Source organism: Streptomyces sp. NBC_01450 (assembly GCF_036227505.1).
Taxonomy (GTDB): domain Bacteria; phylum Actinomycetota; class Actinomycetes; order Streptomycetales; family Streptomycetaceae; genus Streptomyces.
In genome coordinates, this window is record NZ_CP109480.1 from 2349591 (window position 1) to 2367393 (window position 17803).

Annotated in this window: 16 protein-coding genes and 4 pseudogenes; 4 read left to right on the forward strand and 16 right to left on the reverse strand. The window is 71.7% G+C overall.

Going from position 1 to position 17803, the window contains the following annotated elements:
• The 5 genes from OG568_RS10790 to ribA all read right to left on the reverse strand — a co-directional run bounded on the left by OG568_RS10790 (position 1) and on the right by ribA (position 5120).
• The gene (locus OG568_RS10790; RefSeq protein ID WP_329531294.1) at positions 1–1152 is read right to left on the reverse strand and encodes a saccharopine dehydrogenase family protein; all 1152 of its coding nucleotides are present in this window, start codon (positions 1150–1152) and stop codon (positions 1–3) included.
• A complete protein-coding gene (locus OG568_RS10795; RefSeq protein ID WP_329531295.1) occupies positions 1145–2239 on the reverse strand; it encodes a saccharopine dehydrogenase in 1095 nt (364 codons plus the stop codon). Before OG568_RS10795 ends, OG568_RS10790 begins: the two co-directional genes overlap by 8 nt.
• Positions 2236–3381: an NAD(P)/FAD-dependent oxidoreductase gene (locus OG568_RS10800; RefSeq protein WP_329531296.1), complete on the reverse strand. Its 1146-nt coding sequence runs from the start codon at positions 3379–3381 to the stop codon at positions 2236–2238. Before OG568_RS10800 ends, OG568_RS10795 begins: the two co-directional genes overlap by 4 nt.
• Positions 3378–4355 carry an ornithine cyclodeaminase family protein gene (locus tag OG568_RS10805; protein WP_329531297.1) on the reverse strand — a complete coding sequence of 326 codons (978 nt, stop codon included), beginning with the start codon at positions 4353–4355 and terminating at the stop codon, positions 3378–3380. Before OG568_RS10805 ends, OG568_RS10800 begins: the two co-directional genes overlap by 4 nt.
• Positions 4356–4430: 75 nt before the next feature.
• On the reverse strand, positions 4431–5120 hold the full coding sequence (gene ribA, locus OG568_RS10810) for a GTP cyclohydrolase II (RefSeq protein ID WP_266588111.1): 690 nt from the start codon (positions 5118–5120) through the stop codon (positions 4431–4433).
• 49 nt (positions 5121–5169) lie between these two features.
• Between ribA and OG568_RS10815 the strand changes: the two genes are divergently transcribed.
• Positions 5170–5973 carry a creatininase family protein gene (locus tag OG568_RS10815; RefSeq protein WP_329531298.1) on the forward strand — a complete coding sequence of 268 codons (804 nt, stop codon included), beginning with the start codon at positions 5170–5172 and terminating at the stop codon, positions 5971–5973.
• A gap of 167 nt (positions 5974–6140) precedes the next feature.
• Here the strand turns inward: OG568_RS10815 and OG568_RS10820 are convergent.
• The 5 genes and pseudogenes from OG568_RS10820 to OG568_RS10840 form a co-directional block, all read right to left on the reverse strand.
• Positions 6141–7019, reverse strand: a pseudogene (locus OG568_RS10820) (lysylphosphatidylglycerol synthase transmembrane domain-containing protein); the annotation flags it as partial.
• A gap of 65 nt (positions 7020–7084) precedes the next feature.
• A complete protein-coding gene (locus OG568_RS10825) occupies positions 7085–8029 on the reverse strand; it encodes a class I SAM-dependent methyltransferase (protein ID WP_329361942.1) in 945 nt (314 codons plus the stop codon).
• Positions 8026–9213: a glycosyltransferase family 4 protein gene (locus OG568_RS10830; RefSeq protein WP_443077860.1), complete on the reverse strand. Its 1188-nt coding sequence runs from the start codon at positions 9211–9213 to the stop codon at positions 8026–8028. The genes OG568_RS10825 and OG568_RS10830 overlap by 4 nt, the downstream gene beginning before the upstream one ends.
• An 11-nt stretch (positions 9214–9224) precedes the next feature.
• On the reverse strand, positions 9225–9623 hold the full coding sequence (locus tag OG568_RS10835; RefSeq protein ID WP_266428011.1) for a 6-pyruvoyl trahydropterin synthase family protein: 399 nt from the start codon (positions 9621–9623) through the stop codon (positions 9225–9227).
• Between the two features lie 137 nt (positions 9624–9760).
• Positions 9761–10741: a zinc-dependent alcohol dehydrogenase gene (locus OG568_RS10840; RefSeq protein ID WP_266631198.1), complete on the reverse strand. Its 981-nt coding sequence runs from the start codon at positions 10739–10741 to the stop codon at positions 9761–9763.
• 106 nt (positions 10742–10847) lie between these two features.
• Here OG568_RS10840 and OG568_RS10845 point away from each other — a divergent pair, with 106 nt between their 5' ends.
• Entirely contained in the window at positions 10848–11639 is a 792-nt protein-coding gene (locus OG568_RS10845; RefSeq protein ID WP_329531300.1) for a CDP-alcohol phosphatidyltransferase family protein, read from the forward strand.
• 167 nt (positions 11640–11806) lie between these two features.
• Here the strand turns inward: OG568_RS10845 and OG568_RS10850 are convergent, their stop codons facing one another.
• On the reverse strand, positions 11807–12007 hold the full coding sequence (locus OG568_RS10850) for a hypothetical protein (RefSeq protein ID WP_329531301.1): 201 nt from the start codon (positions 12005–12007) through the stop codon (positions 11807–11809).
• 14 nt (positions 12008–12021) lie between these two features.
• Here OG568_RS10850 and OG568_RS10855 point away from each other — a divergent pair.
• Both OG568_RS10855 and OG568_RS10860 read left to right on the forward strand, forming a co-directional pair.
• Positions 12022–12225: pseudogene (locus OG568_RS10855) on the forward strand (hypothetical protein); the annotation flags it as partial.
• Positions 12149–13285: pseudogene (locus OG568_RS10860) on the forward strand (RNA polymerase sigma factor); the annotation flags it as partial. The pseudogenes OG568_RS10855 and OG568_RS10860, both read left to right, overlap by 77 nt.
• Before the next feature lie 6 nt (positions 13286–13291).
• On the opposite strand, the gene OG568_RS10865 reads toward OG568_RS10860, so the two are convergent.
• From OG568_RS10865 to OG568_RS10885, 5 genes and pseudogenes are all read right to left on the reverse strand, one after another.
• Positions 13292–14500, reverse strand: a complete 1209-nt coding sequence (locus OG568_RS10865) for a cytochrome P450 (RefSeq protein ID WP_266428026.1) — start codon at positions 14498–14500, stop codon at positions 13292–13294.
• Positions 14501–14531: 31 nt separating this feature from the next.
• Positions 14532–15905: an NAD(P)/FAD-dependent oxidoreductase gene (locus tag OG568_RS10870; RefSeq protein ID WP_329531302.1), complete on the reverse strand. Its 1374-nt coding sequence runs from the start codon at positions 15903–15905 to the stop codon at positions 14532–14534.
• Positions 15895–16104 (reverse strand): ferredoxin, encoded by a 210-nt coding sequence (locus tag OG568_RS10875; protein ID WP_266428032.1) that lies wholly within the window; start codon positions 16102–16104, stop codon positions 15895–15897. The genes OG568_RS10870 and OG568_RS10875 overlap by 11 nt, the downstream gene beginning before the upstream one ends.
• A gap of 178 nt (positions 16105–16282) precedes the next feature.
• Positions 16283–16477 (reverse strand): annotated as a pseudogene (locus OG568_RS10880) (saccharopine dehydrogenase); the annotation flags it as partial.
• Positions 16478–16671: 194 nt separating this feature from the next.
• Positions 16672–17799, reverse strand: a complete 1128-nt coding sequence (locus OG568_RS10885) for an MsnO8 family LLM class oxidoreductase (RefSeq protein ID WP_266428035.1) — start codon at positions 17797–17799, stop codon at positions 16672–16674.
• Positions 17800–17803: the final 4 nt, after the last annotated feature.

Sequence of the window (17803 nt, forward strand, 5' to 3'; positions counted from 1 at the left end):
CTACCCCGCCCGCAGGGTGGAGGGCACTCCCTCCCGGGCGAGTTCGGCCAGCCACGCCTCGGAGCGTTCCGCCGTCTCCGCGGCGCGCCCGAGGCCGGGCGGGAGCGAACCGTCCAGGATGTGCCGGACCCCGAGAGCGAGCGTGCGGGAGACACAGCGGGCCATGGCGCTCTCCTCGGCGGTTCCCACGAGGTCGAGGAGGTAGCGGCCCGACCAGGTCGCGCCGGAGCCGCCGCGCACATCCAGCGAGACGGCGAGAACGACCCGGTCACGGTCCGCGTCGGTGGTCGGATACGTCTTCGCCAGCTCCTGGGCGAGGGCAGCGATCCGGCGGTCGTCGCCCGCCTTCAGCTCTTCGAAGACGGCGTCCCAGGCCCGCAGCCAGCCGTCGAGGCGCAGCGTGCCGCGTACGAAGGCCTCGGGCTTCCAGGTGCCGGGAAGCCCGTACTGCTCGATGAAGGGCACGCTGTCGCGGTTGGGGTAGACCTCGAAGGCCTCGCCGTCGATGACGTGGGGGCGGGTGGCCTCCCAGGGGCGGTCGGCGGTGGTCTCGGCGCCGTCCTCGACGTAACGGGCGGGCGAGCGGAGGGCGTTGAGCACGCCCGCGGGTGCCCAGCTGAAGCGGTACCTGAAGTCGTTGGGCACGGCGGGGATGCCGCCGCAGTACGAGGTGAGGCGGTACGAGGCGGCCGACCCGGCGCCGATCGCGGCCTCGGCCCGGGCGATCAGACTGTGCGCGAAGAGGTGGTCGATGCCCGGGTCGAGCCCGCACTCGGTCAGCACCACCACTCCCGCCGCCTCGGCCGCGGGCACCTGGTCGAGGACCGCGTCCGACACATAGCTGGAGCAGGCGAAGTGCGCGCCGCGCTCGACACAGACGGCGAGCAGCGGGGCGTGTTCGGGCGCGGGCAGCATGGAGACGACGACGTCTCCCGGGGCGAGCTCGGCGGCGAGGGCCTCCCGTGTGTACGCACGGGGCTCGGCCCGCCCGGTCAGTCCCAGCGCCTCAAGGCTGCGCGCGGCACGCTCCTCGGTGCGGTGCCACAGGCGTACGCGGTCGGCTGCGTCGCAGGTCGCGGCGAGACCACTGCCGGTGGACAGGCCCGCGCCGATCCAGTGGACGGTGCCGCTCGCGGCCGTCACCTCAGACATCACGGGACTCCCCTTCCTCTGCTTTCTCGGCTTCCTCTACTACTTCCCCGGCTTCCTCGGCTTCGAGGGCGCGGCACGCCTCGTGGAAGCGGTCCAGGCAGCGCCCCCACGGACCGCCGACCCCGAACTCCAGCAGCTGGGGCACCAGCGCCGCCGAGAAGTCGACGCTCGCCTCCCGCGGCAGCAGCGACGGCAGATTGTCGATGGCGATCAGGTCCAGGGCGGGCCGCTCGCGGATGCGGCGGGCGGGGTGCGTCCAGTCCGTCGTGGTGTCGTAGATCGGCAGCACGTTCAAAGGGGAGCCGACGTCGCAGGTGACGTCGCACAGGGTGCGCAGCCGGCGGCCGGGCTCGTCGAGGTCCTGGTCCGTGAGGAAGGGCGGGATCGGCCGGGTGGTCAGCACGGTGTTGACCATCAACTCGTGCGCCAGCAGCGCCGGTCGGTCCAGCTCACGGGTCTCGGCGAGGTCCCAGCAGGTGGGCTCGACCCCGGCCACCCCCAGCGCCACGCGGGCACCCCGGCCACTGCGGCCGAGCGCGCCGATGACGAGGGCTCGCAGCTCCCCCTTCTCTGACGCGAGTTCGGCGTCCAGCTCCTCCTTCGACGTGGGCACCAACGGGGCCTTGAGGTTGCCCCGATGGTGCAGCACCGCCAGGGCCGCGCCCAGGTATCCGGCCCAGTAGCCGAACGCGGCGAGCCTGCGCCCGTCGTCGTCCACCAGGTACTCGAGGTCGAGCAGGGCCCCGCCCCCGGCGAGGAACCTGCGGAGCAGGGCGGCGGCCCCCGGCTGCCGCTTGTAGGCATGCCCGAAGAAGAGATGACGGTGTGTCAGTTCTGCTGGCGCGTCCGGGAGTTCCTTCAGTCCCAAGACGACCGCGTCCGGCGGCGCCGACACCCAGGAGCCGGCCTTCGCGACCCGGCACCCGGCCTCCTCGTACGCCTCGATCGGGAAGACCCGCTGCGGCGACTCCTCGACCGTGAGCGTCACGCCGCTCTCGACGAGCCGTCGGGCGTCCGCGGGCACGATCGGGGTGCGCCGTTCGGTCGTACGGGTCTCGTGGCGCAGCCACAAGTGGAGTTCGGTCATACGAGGTTGACCTCCGGGCGCGGGGCGTCGGCGGCGAAGCGCTCGACGCTCAGGGGGCTGATGTCGACGAAGGGTACGCGGCCCAGATACAGATCACGGACCACCTCGCCGACCGCCGGTCCCTGGAGGAAGCCGTGGCCGGAGAAACCGGTCGCGTACAGGAAGCGTGAGCACGAACGCGCCTCGCCGATCAGCGCGTTGTGGTCCGGGGTGATCTCGTACAGGCCCGCCCAGCCGCCCGTCCGGCGCAGGTCGAGCAGGGCCGGGGCGCGGCGCTCCATCGCCTCGGACAGGCGGGGGATCCAGCGGTCGTGGGTACTGGTGGCGAAGCCGGGGATCTCGTCGGGGTCGGACATGCCGAGCAGGAGGCCGGGTCCCTCGGTGTGGAAGTAGAGGCTGGTGGTGAAGTCGATGGTCATGGGGAGGTCGGGCGGCAGTCCCGGGACGGCTTCGGTGACGGCGATCTGACGGCGCAGCGGCTGTACCGGAAGGTCCACGCCCGCCATCGCGCCCACCGCCCGCGACCAGGCACCGGCCGCGCAGACGACCGTGTCGGTGGCGATCCGTCCCTGGCTGGTGACGACCGCGGTGATCTCGTCACCGCGGGTCTCGATGCCGGTGACCTCGCGGTGCCGCAGCACCGTCGCGCCGTGCCGGCGGGCCGCGGCCGCGTAGCCCTGGACGACCGACTCGGGCGTGCAGTGCCCGTCGTCCGGGGAGAAGGCCGCGGCCAGCAGCCCGTCGGTGGTGATCAGCGGGGACAGCCGCCGTGCCTCGGCCGGGTCGATCAGGCGGCTGGGCACCCCGAGCGCGTTCTGCAGCCGTACGCCGTCCTCGAAGGCGGCGACCTCCTCGGGCGTGGAGAGCAGGAACAGATAGCCGACCCGGTGCAGCCCGATGTCCTGGCCGAGTTCCTCACCGAAACGGGCGAACGCCTCCAGACTCCGTGCGCCAAGCTGGATGTTCAGCTCGTCGGAGAACTGCGCCCGGATTCCGCCCGCGGCCCGCGAGGTGGAGCCGGAGGCGAGTTCGTCGCGCTCGACGAGCACCACGTCCGGTACGCCCGCCCGGGCCAGGTGGTAGGCGACGCTCGTGCCCATCACCCCGCCGCCGATGACGACGACCCGTGCGCGCCCGGTCATCGGCCCGCCTCCCGGGCGCGAGCGGCCTCGATCACGGCCCAGGCCGCGGCGGCGTCCTGGATGCCGAGCCCGACGCTGTTGTAGAAGACGATGTCGTCGGGGTGGGTGCGGGCCGGGTGGCTGCCGGTGAGGACGCCGCCGAGCGGGATCAGGTCGGAGCGGGTGAGTGCTCCGTCCCGCAGTGCGTCCACGATCGGTCCGGCGTGCTCCGCCGCCGTCTCCGGGTCGTCGACCACGACCGCCGCGGCCCGCCGTAGGACCTCTCTGTCGACCTCGCTCCGGGTGGGCTCGAAGGAGCCGACGCTGACGACCGTGCACCCGGGCGTCAGCCATGCGCCCCGTACGACGGGTGTGCTGCTGAGCGTGCAGGCGGCGACCATGGGCAGGCCCGTGACGGCTTCCTCGGCCGTGTCGACGGCCTTGGTCGCGACGCCGAGTTCCGTCGCGAGGCGCCGCGCCGCCCGCGCCCGTCGGGCCGGGTTCGGGCTCCACACCCGTACGGACCTGAGGTCCCGTACCCGGGCGACGGCCCGCGCGTGGGCGAGGGCCTGGGTGCCGGAGCCCAGAAGGCCCAGCTCCGCGCTGTCGGCGGTGGCCAGCGCGTCGAGGGCGACGGCGCTCGCCGCGGCGGTGCGCAGGGCCGTGACCGCCGTGCCGTCCATGACGGCGGCGAGTTGCCCGGTCACCGGATCGAGCGCGTTGATCACGGCGTGCACCGTCGGCAGCCCGGCCGCCGCGTTGGCCGGGTTGACGCTGCCGAACTTGGCGACGGCCCCGGTGTCCGCGGACAGCCGGGCGAGGTAGGCGAAGACGACGCTGTCGTCGAATCGGCCGGCGTGCATGATCTTGCCGGGGAGCTCGGCGGTGCCGTCACCGAGCGCGGTGAACGCCGCGCGCTGCGAGGCGATCGCCGCATCGGTGTCCAACAGCTCCGTCACCCGCTCCCGGGAGAGGTACAGGACGTCGTCGGTCATTCCTTGTACCTTTCCCCGCACGCGCCTCTCTCACCACAGCCGACGCCTCCGGGTGACGTCCTCGGGCGCCCGCGCTCAGGAGGAGTGGGAGACCACCACGTCCAGGTGCGGCAGGAAGTGGTCGAGACGCTCCCGCTTGGTGCGCAGATAGGTGATGTTCTGCGGGCACGGCGGTATGAGCAGCGGGACCTGCTCGGCGACCTTGATGCCGTTGCGCTGGAGCGACTCCCGCTTGCGCGGGTTGTTCGAGAGGAGGCGTACGGACCGGACGCCGAGGTCGTGCAGGATGTCCGCCGCGACCCCGTAGTCACGGGCGTCGACCGGGAGTCCGAGGGCGACGTTCGCCTCGACGGTGTCGAGGCCCTCCGACTGGAGCTTCATCGCCTGCAGCTTGGCGAGCAGACCGATGCCCCGGCCCTCGTGGCCGCGGAGGTAGACGAGGACGCCCCGGCCCTCCGCGACGATGGCGCGCAGCGCGGCGGCGAGCTGGTCGCCGCACTCGCAGTGGGTGGAGCCGAAGGCGTCCCCGGTGAGGCACTCCGAATGGAGCCGGGTGAGGACACCATCCTTCGTGGCGCCTTCCCCGCTCTTGCTGAGGTTGCCGACCTCGCCGTAGACCAGGGCCACTTGCTCCTCTCCGCGATCGTGGTCCAGGAACCCGACCGCCTGGAAGTCGCCGTACACGGTGGGCAAAGGGGCATTGACGACTCGTTCGACACCTGTGAGGCGTGCGGTCCCGGCGAGTACTCCAAAGTTATCTGTCATGATCTGGTTCCTAAGCAGAGTCGAAAGCAGAGTCGAAAGGCCGTGAAACATGAGTGGTTCGGGAACGCGCTCGGCGGTATCCGGTCTGTTGCCGGCGGACACCACGGAGGATGTGCGCGAGCGGGGGGCCGGTGTCGCCCGTGAGGTCGCCGTGCTTCCCGTCGGGAGTTTCGAACAGCACGGTGCCTATCTTCCGTTGGCGACGGACACCCTGGTCGCGTGCGCCGTCGCGGAACGGATCGCCGCCGCTCATCCGGTCCATCTCCTCCCTCCGGTGACGATCTCCTGCTCGCACGAGCACGCGGCCTGGCCGGGTACCGTCAGCATTTCCGCCGTCACGCTGCACGCGGTGGTGCGGGACATAGCCGCGTCGCTGCGGCATTCCGGCGTCGACACCCTGGTGCTGGTCAACGGGCACGGCGGAAATTACGTGCTGGGCAATGTGGTTCAGGAATCCGTCGGCACCGGTACGCGTATGGCGCTTTTCCCGGCCATGGAGGACTGGGAGGCGGCGCTGGAACGGGCAGGTGTGGAGACCTCGTTGCTCACCGATATGCACGCCGGTGAAATCGAGACCTCCATTCTTCTGCACACGCATCCTGAATTGGTCCGGCCCGGTTACGAGACCTCCGACTTCGTCGAGGACGACCGGCGTCATCTGCTCACCCTCGGAATGGCCGGCTATACCGAGTCCGGCGTCATCGGCCGTCCCTCGAAGGCGTCCGCCGAAAAGGGGAAGGAGCTCCTGGCGGGGCTGACCGAGGCCTTCGGGGCGTACTTCTCCTTGGTGACGGCGAAGACGCTGCCCACCGCCTCGGACGCGACCCCGGCCAAGGGGACTTCCGGCGCGTGAACTTCGGCGGTCTCTGACGCTCGGCATAGATCGTGCCCTCCTGCGTTCTCCTCCCGGGGGCGCCGCAGCGCGGCGACCCACCGGACGACCAGGACCGCGACGCCGGGCAGGGCGGCGGCGAAGCTGAGCACTCCGTAGATCACCGCGACGCTCAGGCCCATGCCGGCGCCCAGCCCGGCGGCACCGAAGGCCCAGGCCATGACGCCTTCCCTGGGGCCCCAGCCGCCGATGTTCAGCGGCAGGCCCATGGCGAGCAGGGCCAGCAGGGCGAGCGGCAGCAGTACGGTGGCGGAGGCGTGGGATCCGGCGACGCGGGCGGCGAGCAGGAACATCGCCAGATGTCCCGCCAGCACCACGACCGACGAGATGAGCACGCCCGGCCAGTTGCCGCGGGCGAGCAGCGCGCCGCGCGCCTCGGTCAGCGCGGCACGGACGGCTCCGTAGCGCCGCGACGGACCGGACGACGCCCTGCCCTTGCGGACCACGGCCGCCGTGACGACTCCGCACACCGAGACGATCGCCAGGACGAGGGCGAGTTGGCGGGCGTCCCCGAGGACCGGTGACGGCAGGGTGAGCAGGACCACCGCGCCGACGGCCACCAGGACCGCCTGGCCCGCGGTCCGTTCGAGGACCACGGCGCGTACGCCGCGGCCGACGTCACCGGCGCTCTGGCCGTGCCGTACGGCGCGGTGCACGTCGCCGAGGACACCGCCGGGCAGCGCCGCGTTCAGGAACAGCGCGCGGTAGTAGTCCGCGACGGCGTCGCCCAGCGGCAGCCGGATGCGCAGCCCGCGCGCCACCAGGCACCAGCGCCAGGCGCTGAACACGGTGGTCAGCAGGCCCAGCCCCAGCCCCGCCAGCAGGGTCGGTCCGTCGACCCGCCGCAGCCCGTCGAGGAAGACACCGGTACCGAGCCGCCAGAGCAGCACACCGAGGATGAGGACACCGGCGACGGACCCGATGTGCTTGCGGAGGGAGCCCCCCTTGCGTCGGGTGGTGGTCGGGTCGGCTTCCACGGCGGGGCCGGAACGGTGGAGCTCCGGCATGCCCGGGTCCGACACCGCCTCCGCCGCGTCCACGGCGACCGGCTCCGCCGTCTCCACCCCGGTACTCACACCGCACCACCTGTCGGGTGCGGGAGCGCCAGTACGTCGCTGTGGTGGACCCGTACACGCAGCTCACCCGCGGCGCAGGCCGCCAGGCGGGACTCCAGATACGACTCCGCTCGGGCCGCCAGCGCGGGCCGCTCCTCGACGGCCGCGCCGACCCAGCCGCGCAGCCACTCCGCCGTGAGTTCGGCCTCGTCGGCGCCGAGCCGCCAGGGGCTCGGATGCACCCGTACCGTCGCGCCGTGCCGGTCGAAGGCCTCGCAGGCCACCGTGATCGCGTCAGGTCCGAGCAGGTCGCCGCGCCGCTGGTGGGCGTTGAACGCCTCGGCGATCTCGGCGTCCAGCGGATCGGCAGGCGTGAACTCGACGCGCCCCACGACGGAGAGCGTCAGCAGAGCCGGCACTCCGGCGCCCGCGCAGGCCGCCGCGAGCCGGTCGATCTCCTCGCGGGTCAGTACGTCGAGCAGGGCGGAGGCCGTCACCAGTGAGGCCCCGGTGAGCGCGTCCGCGGTCAGCCGGCCGATGTCACCGCGCTGGGTGGTGACCGTGACCCGGCTGCCGTCGGCGGCCGCGCTCGGCGCGCCCACGGTCGCGAAGTGCAGCAGATACGGGTCCCGGTCGTGCAGGACCCAGTGCTGGGCACCGTCGAGCCGGGGGGCGAGCCAGCGGCCCATGGAGCCGGTGCCGCAGCCGAGGTCGTGGATCACCAGGTCGCCGCCGCGGCCCGGCCGGTTCGCCAGCCGGATGCGCAGCGGGTCGAGCAGTTCGGGCGCCCGTGCGGCGGCGTCCGCCGGCTCCCGCAGCTGAAGCCACTGGGGGGCGTAGCGGGGCACGTCGTCGTCGGGCGCACTCACACGCTGCCCCGGAACCCCGGACACACCACCCTGCACGCCCACCTCCGACACACCCTGTTCCGGAACTCCCGACGGAGTCGTAGTCATGCTCATGCCGCCCTCCGAGGCCGCTGCGGAAGACGTCCCAGCACACCGGCCAGGCTGCGGGCGGTGGTCGCCCAGCCGTCCAGCGCGGCCCGGCGGCCGCGCGCGGCCGCCTTCAGCCGACGGCGCACATCGGCCTCACCGAACCAGCCGCGCAGTTCCACGGCGAGCGCCGCCGGGTTCTCCGGGGGTACGAGGATGCCGGGGACGCCTCCGTCGGGCGCGCGCCCGACCGCTTCGGGCAGACCGCCGACATCGGTCGCCAGCACCGGGATCCCGCGCGCGAGCGCCTCGGTGACGGCCATGCCGTACGTCTCGGCGTACGAGGTGAGGACCATGAGGTCGGCCGCCGCGTAGCTCGCGTCGAGTTCCGCGCCCGCCTGCGGTCCGGCGAGGTGCAGCCGGTCGCCGAGCCCGTACTTCTCGATCAGGCCGCGCAGCTGGGCGACGTACGCCGGGTCCTGGGTGAGTCCGCCCACGCAGACGCAGCTCCAGGGCAGGTCGGTGACGGTGGCGAGGGCCTCGATCAGCCGGTGCTGGCCCTTGCGCGGGGTGACCGCGGCGACACACAGCAGCCGGGAGACGCCGTCCGTGCCGGAGGCAAGGGGCGAGATGTCGGCGCCGGGGGCGGCCACGTGCACCCGTTCGGGGGCGAGCCCGTGGTGGGCGACCAGCCGGCGGACGGCCCAGTCGCTGGTGGCGACGACGGCGGACACGGCCCGCAGCGTCTCCCGTTCCTTGGCGTCCAGCTCGGCGGCCACGGCGGGCGCGAGCCCCGTCTCGTCACCGAGCGGCAGGTGCACCAGGACGGCGAGACGCAGCCGTTCGGCCTCCGGGACGATGATCTCGGGGACGCCGCAGGCGACGAGTCCGTCGAGCAGGACGACCGTGTCGTCCGGGAACTCACTGAGCGTGCGGGCCAGCTCCGTACGGGCGGAGGCCGACGGCCGGGGCCAGCTGCCCGCCACGGCGTGCTTGTGGACCTGCCAGCCGAAGCCGGGCAGGTCCAGGCAGAGCCGCCGGTCGTAGGCGTTGCCGCCGCTGGGCGCGGACGGGTCGTCGACACCGCCCGGCATCACGAAGTGCACGGAGCGCAGGGACATGGGGATGATCTCGGCGTTCTTGAGAGCCGTGTGCTGTACGGGCACGTAGTTCAGGGAAGCCTGGTGGCTGTTCGGGGACGTCTGGTCCATGGTCGTGTCGGTCACAGCGCACGCTCGTAACTCGCCCAGGCGATGTGCGACTCGTGCAGGGTGACCGTGATGCCCGCGAGGCCGTGGGCGCCCTCGCCCAGACCCCCGGCGTGCACGCGCTCGGCGAGGCGGTCGGCGATGACCTTGGCCAGGAACTCCGTCGAGGTGTTGGTGTTCTTGAAGTCCGGCTCGTTGTCGAGGTTGCGGTAGTTCAGCGCGCTCACGACGGCGCCGAGTTCCTGCGTGGCCAGACCGATGTCGACGACGATGTTGTCGTCGTCCAGCTCGGCCCGGCGAAACGTGGCGTCCACCAGGAACGTCGCCCCGTGCAGACGTTGCGCGGGCCCGAAGACCTCGCCACGGAAGCTGTGGGCGATCATCAGGTGATCGCGGACGGTGATGCTGAACAACGGACGACCCTCCAGGTGCGGCACGTCTGGTCCCCTGCCGGGACCATGCCGTGTAGTACGGCTGCCCCGTTCTCCTTGTTCAGCCGCCCGTTCCCCTTTCTTTGCAGTCTTTGGAGGTCAGGCAGGTTGTTCAGTGCTCAAACGCCTTCGTAGACAACGCGATGGCACATGCCGGGTATCGATCCGGAGGCCAACTTCGGCATCACGTCGGGCAGTTCGTCGAAGCCGCACTCACCGGTGACGAGCGCGTCGAAGGCGGGCTCGGCGAGCAGTTCCAGGGCGAGCGCCAGCCGATCGGCGTACGTCCGACTGGCGCGCCGCGCCGGAGAAACGGAACCGACCTGGCTGCTGCGCACGACCAGGCGCCGTGAGTGGAAGGCCTCGCCCAGCGGCAGGCTGACCCGCCGGTCGCCGTACCAGCTCATCTCCAGGACGGTGCCCTCGTGGGCGAGCAGCTCCAGCGACCGGGTGAGCCCGGCCTCGGTGGCGCTGGCGTGCACGACGAGGTCGCACTCGTCGGCGGCGTCCGCGGGGAGTGCGAAATCGACGCCCAGGGCGCGGGCGATGTCGGCGCGCGCGGGGTCGGCGTCGACGAGCTGGACGCGTACGCCCGGGAAGCGGGCGAGGAGCGCGGCGACGGAGCAGCCGACCATGCCGCCGCCCACCACGGCGATCCGGTCACCGACCAGCGGGGCCGCGTCCCACAGCGCGTTCACCGCTGTCTCCACGGTCCCGGCGAGCACGGCGCGCGGGGCGGGGACGGAGTCCGGTACTACGGTCACGGCACTCACCGGGACGACGTACCGCGTCTGGTGCGGGTACAGGCAGAAGACGGTCCGGCCGCGCAGACCCGCCGGGCCTTCCTCTACCTGGCCGACGCTCAAATAGCCGTATTTCACCGGCGCGGGGAAATCCCCGTCCTGGAACGGTGCACGCATCGAGGCATGCTGGCTTTCCGGTACGCCGCCACGGAAGACGAGGGTCTCGGTGCCCCGGCTCACCCCCGAGTAGAGCGTGCGCACCAGCACCTCCCCCTCGGCCGGCGCAGGGAGGGCCACCTCGCGTATCTCGGCGTGGCCGGGCGAGCTCAGCCAAAAGGCGCGAGCTGTGAGTTCCATGAGCATCCCCCTGAACGATTCAGCAGATCTTCACGTACGGACCGGTGACAAGCCGCGCACTGTACGCGGCGTTGATCGACTCTGTCATACGGCCGGAGGATGTGCGGTGGCCCTGAACAACACGTACGACGCGAGGCTCTTGGCGCAGGAGACCACGGTGGGAGCGGGTCTGCAGCTCCTGGTGCTGGCTCTGCTGGGCACGGCGATCGGGATGGGGCCCGCGGGCTGGCTGACCGGTCTGGCCTTCGCGATCGCCACCTGGGCGGTGCTGACCCGCGCCCTGCGCCGCTCACGGCCCCGCTCCTTCGGACCGGCCAATCGGGTGACACTCGGCCGGGCCATCCTCGTCGGCGGGGTCACCGCCCTCGTCGCGGACTCCTTCGAGAGCTCGCCCCCGGTCAGCCTGCTCGTCGGTCTCACGGCGGTCGCCCTGATCCTCGACGGCGTGGACGGCAAGGTCGCCCGCCGCACCGGCACCTCGACCGCGCTGGGCGCCCGCTTCGACATGGAGGTCGACGCGTTCCTGATCCTGGTGCTGAGCGTGTACGTCTCGATGTCGCTCGGCCCCTGGGTGCTGCTGATCGGCACCATGCGCTACGCGTTCGTGGCGGCGGCCCGGGTGCTGCCCTGGCTGAACGCCGCGCTGCCGCACAGCATGGCGCGCAAGACCGTGGCGGCCCTGCAGGGGATCGTGCTGCTCGTCGCGGGCGCCGGGATCATGCCCCTGGAGGGCAACGCCGCCGCGGTGCTCCTCGCGCTCGCCTCGCTGGTCTGGTCGTTCGGCCGTGACATCACCTGGCTGTACCGCCACCGCCACCCCGTGCAGGAGCAGGAGCAGGAGCAGGCCCCGGAGCAGGCGCAGGCGCAGGACAGCGTCCGCGAGCTCGTCGAAGCGTGATGCCGCGGCGGCGACGCCGACACGTCAGCCCGTCGCCCGTGCCCGTCGCCCATGCGGGTTCCCGCCGGTGGTCCCGCCCGGCACGAGGTCCCCGCATACCGCTCGAGCCAGGTGCGCCCGACGAGGAACAGTTGATGACGACTCGGCAACCGCACAGGCCGGCGGTGCTACGCCGCATCGCATTCCGTCTGCGTCGACTCCGTGGTTCTCGACGCCTCCGGCCCGGAACGTGAGGTGCGGTTCCCGGAGCGGATGACCTGCCCCGGCGCGACGGCGCCCTCGGACAGCGACTTCTCCTCGTCCGGCACGCCGAGTTCGGCGTCGACCTCCATCGCGGCGCCGAGTACTTCACCGCGATCACGGCGCACGACGCCGGGCGGCCCCTGACGTCTACGTGCCGTGTGAGGTCTGTCACGGAGCGCAGTACAACCGGGAGACCCTGGACGTACACTTCAAGGACAGGTCCGTCGTAGGCGTTCTGGACCATGTGAAACTCGGCCGGCCCGCCACGACGCTCTCCGGCGGCGAGGCACAACGCGTCAAGCTCGCCTCCGAACTGCAGAAACGCACCAAAGGTAGAACCCTTCCCGCACCGGGCAGTTCCTCCGACCGCTTCTGGAGAGGAGTTGAGCGCCATGGAGACGGATGCCCAGGCGTGGGATGCGGAGCCGCCCGTTGCCGCCATGGAAGAGGACGACGACGCGCCCAGCCCCCGGCTCACCTCCGGCGGTGCCTCGGTCGATCAAGTACGTGACTACCTCAAGCAGATCGCCCGGGTCTCCCTCCTCGACGCCGAGAAGGAGGTGGAGCTGGCGAAGCGGATAGAGGCGGGTCTGTTCGCCGAGCGGAGGCTCACGGAGGAGCCGCGCCTCGGCCCGGAGTTCCGACAGGAACTGGAGATCCTCGCAGCGGACGGGCACGTGGCGAAATCCCATCTCGTCGAGGCGAACCTGCGCCTGGTCGTCTCCATCGCCAAGCGGTACAGCAGGCGCGGAATGTTGTTCCTGGACCTGATCCAGGAGGGAAACACGGGACTGATCCGTGCGGTGGAGAAATTCGACTACACCAAAGGGTTCAAGTTCTCGACCTATGCGACCTGGTGGATCCGGCAGGCGATCTCACGGGCTCTGGCCGACCAGAGCCGGACCATCCGCATTCCCGTCCACATGGTCGAGGTCATCAACCGCATGGCCAAGGTCCGCCGGGAAATACTCCAGGACACCGGCGCCGAGCCGACACCGGAACAACTCGCCGACAAGCTGGACGTCTCCGTCGAGAAGATCACCGAGATCGAGGGCTACAGCAAACAGCCCGTCTCGCTCCACACCCCGCTGGGCGAGGACGGTGGCACGGAACTCGGTGACATCCTGGAGGACAGTGAGACCATCTCCCCCTCGGACATGGTCACCTTCCTCCTCCTCAAGGACGCCATCCAGGCCGTCCTCGCGAACATGACCGCACGCGAGGCCGGCATCATCTCGCTGCGCTACGGCCTGATCGACGGGCAGGCCAGGACCCTGGAGGAGATCGGGCAGGTGTACGGGGTGACACGCGAGCGCATCCGTCAGATCGAGTCCAAGACGATGTCCAAGCTGCGCCACCCCTCCCGCTCCCAGTCCCTACGGGACTACCTCGACGTCAGCTGACCTCATCTACCCCGTCGGCAGTTGGACGGACAGATGGCGGGGGCCGCGGAGCATCGCGTTCTGCCGATAGGGGGGCGGGTCCTGGACCAGGCGGGCCGTGGCGAGGCGGGGGAGCAGCGCGCCGAGCGCGGTCTCCGCTTCGATGCGGGCGAGTGGTGCGCCGTAGCAGAGATGGATACCGCTGCCGAAGCCGAAGTGCTCGTTGTCGGGGCGGGTGGGGTCGAAGCGGTCGGGCTCGTGGAACCGCTTGGGGTCGCGGCTGCCCGAGGCCAGCGCCAGTACGACGGAGGTGCCCTGGGGGATCGTGGTGCCGGCGACGTCGATGTCGGCGAGAGGGGACCTCTCGCGCATGTGGACCGGGGGTTCGAAGCGCAGCAGTTCCTCCACCGCGCGCGGCAGCAGGCCGGGGTCGCGGCGCAGCCGGTCCAGCTCGTCGGGGCGGCGCAGCAGGGTGAGGACGCCATTGGTGATCAGGTTGACCGTGGTCTCGTGTCCGGCGATGAACAACAGGATGGTGTTCTCCGCCAGTTCCTCGACGGAGAGCCGCAGGGCGGGGTCCGGTTCGTTGATGAGGTCGGAGAGCATGTCGCCGGTGGGACGGCCGCGGCGCTGTTCGGCGAGGTTGACCAGGTAGCGGCCCATCTCCTGGCGGGCCTGCAGGCCCGCCTTGTCCCGTTCGGTGGTGTCCTCGTCGGGCCCGATGTCGGCGGACGCGACGATCGCGTCGGTCCATGCCTGGAACAGAGACTCGTCCTCGCGCGGGACGCCCATCAGCCGGCAGATGACGGTGATGGGCAGGGGGTAGGCGAAGTCGTCGACGATGTCGATCTGCTCGCGGTCCTGGAGCCCCTCGATCAGTTCGTCGGTGATGCGGGCGATCTCGCCGCGCATGGCGTCGACCCGGCCGGGGCTGTGCGGCGGCCCGAACGGCCGCATGGTCAGGGTGCGCTGTCTGTGGTGCTCGGGGTCGTCGAGCCGCAGGAACGGCAGCCGCCCCGGCTCCTCGGACGGCGCCGGGCTGGTACGGCTGCGCGGATCGGCGCTCATCCGCGGGTCATGGAGCAGAGCGGCGATTTCGTGGTAGGTGCCGATCAGACAACTGCCGTCCGCCTGCCACACCACGGGACCGGCCTCGCGGAGTTCCGCGTACAGCGGGTAGGGGTCGGGGCGGTTCGCGTAGTCGGAGATCCGTGCCAGCAAGGTCTCGGAGGCCATGGTGGCTCCTCGTCGTCGGGCGGGACGTGGGTCAGCGCGTGGGCTGCACCACCGTCAGTCGTCGATCGGGCAGATAACCGGTGAGCGCCACGGTGGGGCCGTGCGACAGCACGCTCGGGTCGGGCACGTCGGACGGAATCGTGACGTCGGCCGCGATCGCGCGGTCCGCCGCGCCGGGCGGGGGCGGGAACGGAGCGGCCGTCTCGATCAGGTGCTTGTAGTAGTCGAGCGACTTGGCCATGTCGACGGTGACCGCGGCGGTGACCCGTCCCCGGTAGCCGTAGACCACCGCCAGACGGCGCGCCTCCAGAGAGCCCTGGGCGATGACCACATGGTCGGAGTAGGTGGGCACGCCCACCGACTTGATGTTGAGCCCGAACTGGGTCGACCAGAACGTCGGGACGGCGAGGTGCGGGCGCCTCAGGGGCCCCGGACTGACCATGTTGTGGGCCGCCACCTCGGCCTGCGCGACCGCGTTGCCCCAGTGCTCCAGCGAGAGCATCTGGTACCCGAACAGCGGGTGCGGGAACCGGGAGACGTCACCGGCCACGAAGACGTCGTCGGTGACGATGCCGTACATGTTGAAGGCCCGGCACCCGGCGTCGCAGGCGATCCCGCGCGGACCCGCCGCCAGCCCGGACTCCGCCAGCCACTCGACGTTGCGGACCGCCCCCAACGCCACCACGCACACATCCGCCTCGACACGACTGCCGTCGGACAGGCCCGCACCGATGAACCGGCCGTTCCCGTCCCCGCGCAGAGCGGTGACCGTCACCCCGGTGCGCAGGTCCACGCCGTGATTGCGGTGCATGGCCGCCGCGAGTTGAGCCAGGGTGCCGCCCAGCGCGCCCACCAGGGGTGCGGGGCCGCGTTCCGCGACCGTGACCTCGATTCCCCGCTCCCGGCACGCGGAGGCGATCTCCGAACCGGTGAAACCGGCACCGATCACCAGCACCCGCCCCGGCCCGGCACCCAGCCGCTCGGCCAGCTCCCCGGCCTCGACACTGGTGCGCAGGGTGAACACCCCGTCCAGGGAGGCCTCGTCCGGGTTGGGCCAGGGGCGCGCCCGGGTCCCGGTGGCGATCAGCAACCGGTCGAACGGCAGCGACTCGCCATCGGCCAACGTCACCCGTTTCTCCAGGGGGTCCAGACCGGTGGCGGCCACACCCAGCCGCCAGTCGGCGTCCGGGTCCCGGCGCATCGGCAGCGCCGTGGAGTTTGCCGGCGTCTTGCCGAGCAGTACCTGCTTGGACAGGGGTGGGCGGTCGTAGGGCGGATGGGGCTCGTCCCCCACCACGGTGAGTGAGCCGGTGAAGCCCTGCTCGCGCAGCGTCTCCGCGGCCCTCAGCCCGGCCAGCGACGCGCCGACGATCACGATGCGGCCGTCGCGCACATCACCGGGCACCGGCGCTCACCTCCGCGCCGAGGAGGATGGCCTGGACCGGGCATGCCGCCGCGGCCTGACGCACGCGCTCGACCTGGTCGTCCGGGACGGCGGTGGCGTACAGCAGCCCCTCCTCGCCGTGCAGCTCGAACACCTCCGGCGCGAGGAACACGCACTGCGCATAACCCTGGCAGCGCGTGAGATCCACAACGGTCTGCATCCTCACCACCTCCTCCGTGGCCTCACCCCCTCACTTCCAGCATGGGGGGAGATCCGAAAGCCCGCACGGCCACGACTCGGCTCCCCGATGAGCTGGGCGGCGGCCCGTGTCACGGGCCTCACCCTTGGAGCGAGGACAGCGCGTGCGTGGGCGTTGGCCCCAACGCCCACTCCGACGGTCAGGAGGCCGTCCGCTGCCGGAGCAGTTCGAAGGAGATGTGCGGGGACAGCGCGCGGAGGAAGTCGGGCGCGTCGAAGATTTCACCGGCGGAGGCGACTCCGACCATGCGGGTCCGGCCGGTGAGGACGCGGTGGACCGCTTCCACCGCGAGCGGCGCGCTGACGGCGTAGGTGTCCCGGCCGCGGACCCCGGCCGCGGACGGCTACCACTACCTCACGGTGTACGCGACGACCCGCTCCGGCATCCGACTGTCGCCCCATTACTACTACTTCACCTGAACTGAATCCGGGCACTGCCCGCGCACCGCCCACGCATCGGCCATGTCCGAGCCCACCGCAGCCGCCGGTGGGCTCGGATGGCTGCGACACCCCCGTCACCCGGATGCGGTCACCTGCGTCGCCACTCCTCGGCCAGCAGTTCGTACGAACGCACCCGGTCCGCATGGCCGTGGGTGATGGTCGTGATCAGCAACTCGTCGGCCCCGGTGGCCTCCTGGAGCTGTTCCAACTGGTCGGCGACGTGTCCCGGGGAGCCCACGAACTGGGTCTCGACGCGATCCGCGACCAGCGCCCTGTCCTCGTCGCTCCACACATGGGCGCGGGCCTCCTTCGGCGTCGGGAACTCGATGGCGCCCTCGGCGGTGCGGATGCTGCGGACCCAGAGGCCGTAGCCGGTGGCGAGTTCGCGCGCGGTGTCGTCGTCCTCGGCGACGACCACGTCCGCGGACACGCTGACGTACGGCTTGTCGAGGACGTCGGACGGCTGGAAGGCGGCGCGGTAGCCCTCCGCCGCCTCCAGCACCGTGGCCGGACTGACGTGGTAGTTCGCCGCGAACCGCAGCCCGTTGCGGCCGGCGACCGTGGCGCTCTCCCCACCGCTGCTGCCCAGGATCCACACCTGTACGTCCGCGCCCTCGCCCGGGACGACATGCGCCTCGACGCCGTCCGCCGACCGGTACGTCCCCGCGAGCAGCGCGAGGATGTCGTCGATCTGCTCGCCGTAGTCCTGCGACCGGGCGTGCGGCTGTTGGAGCAGCCTGCGCTGGAGGGCGACGCGGGGTGAGCCGAGCAGATACTCGAAGGAGAAGCGGGGCGGGATGCGGAGACCGCCCGGGGCGCGGCCGTCGACCACGGGGGTCGCGGTCGGCAGCGGGGCGGTGGGCCCTCCCGGCGGGCGCCCGCCGGAGCGGCCGAGGCCCAGGTCGAGGCGGCCGGGGTGCAGGGCGTCGATCAGACCGAACTCCTCGACCGTGGAGAGCGCGGTGCGGTGCCCGAGCTGTACGGCGCCCGAACCGAGCCTGATGGTGGAGGTGGCGGAGGCGGTCAGGGCGAGGACCACCGCGGGTGAGGTGCCGGCGACTCCCGGGTTGAGGTGGTGCTCGGCGAACCAGTAGCGGGCGTACCCGAACCGCTCCGCCTGCCGGGCCAGGTCGACGGAGTTGCGCAGGGCCTCGGTCGCGGTGGAGCCCGAGGAGATCGGGACGAGGTCGAGGACACCCAGGGGGATGTCGGACATGGGG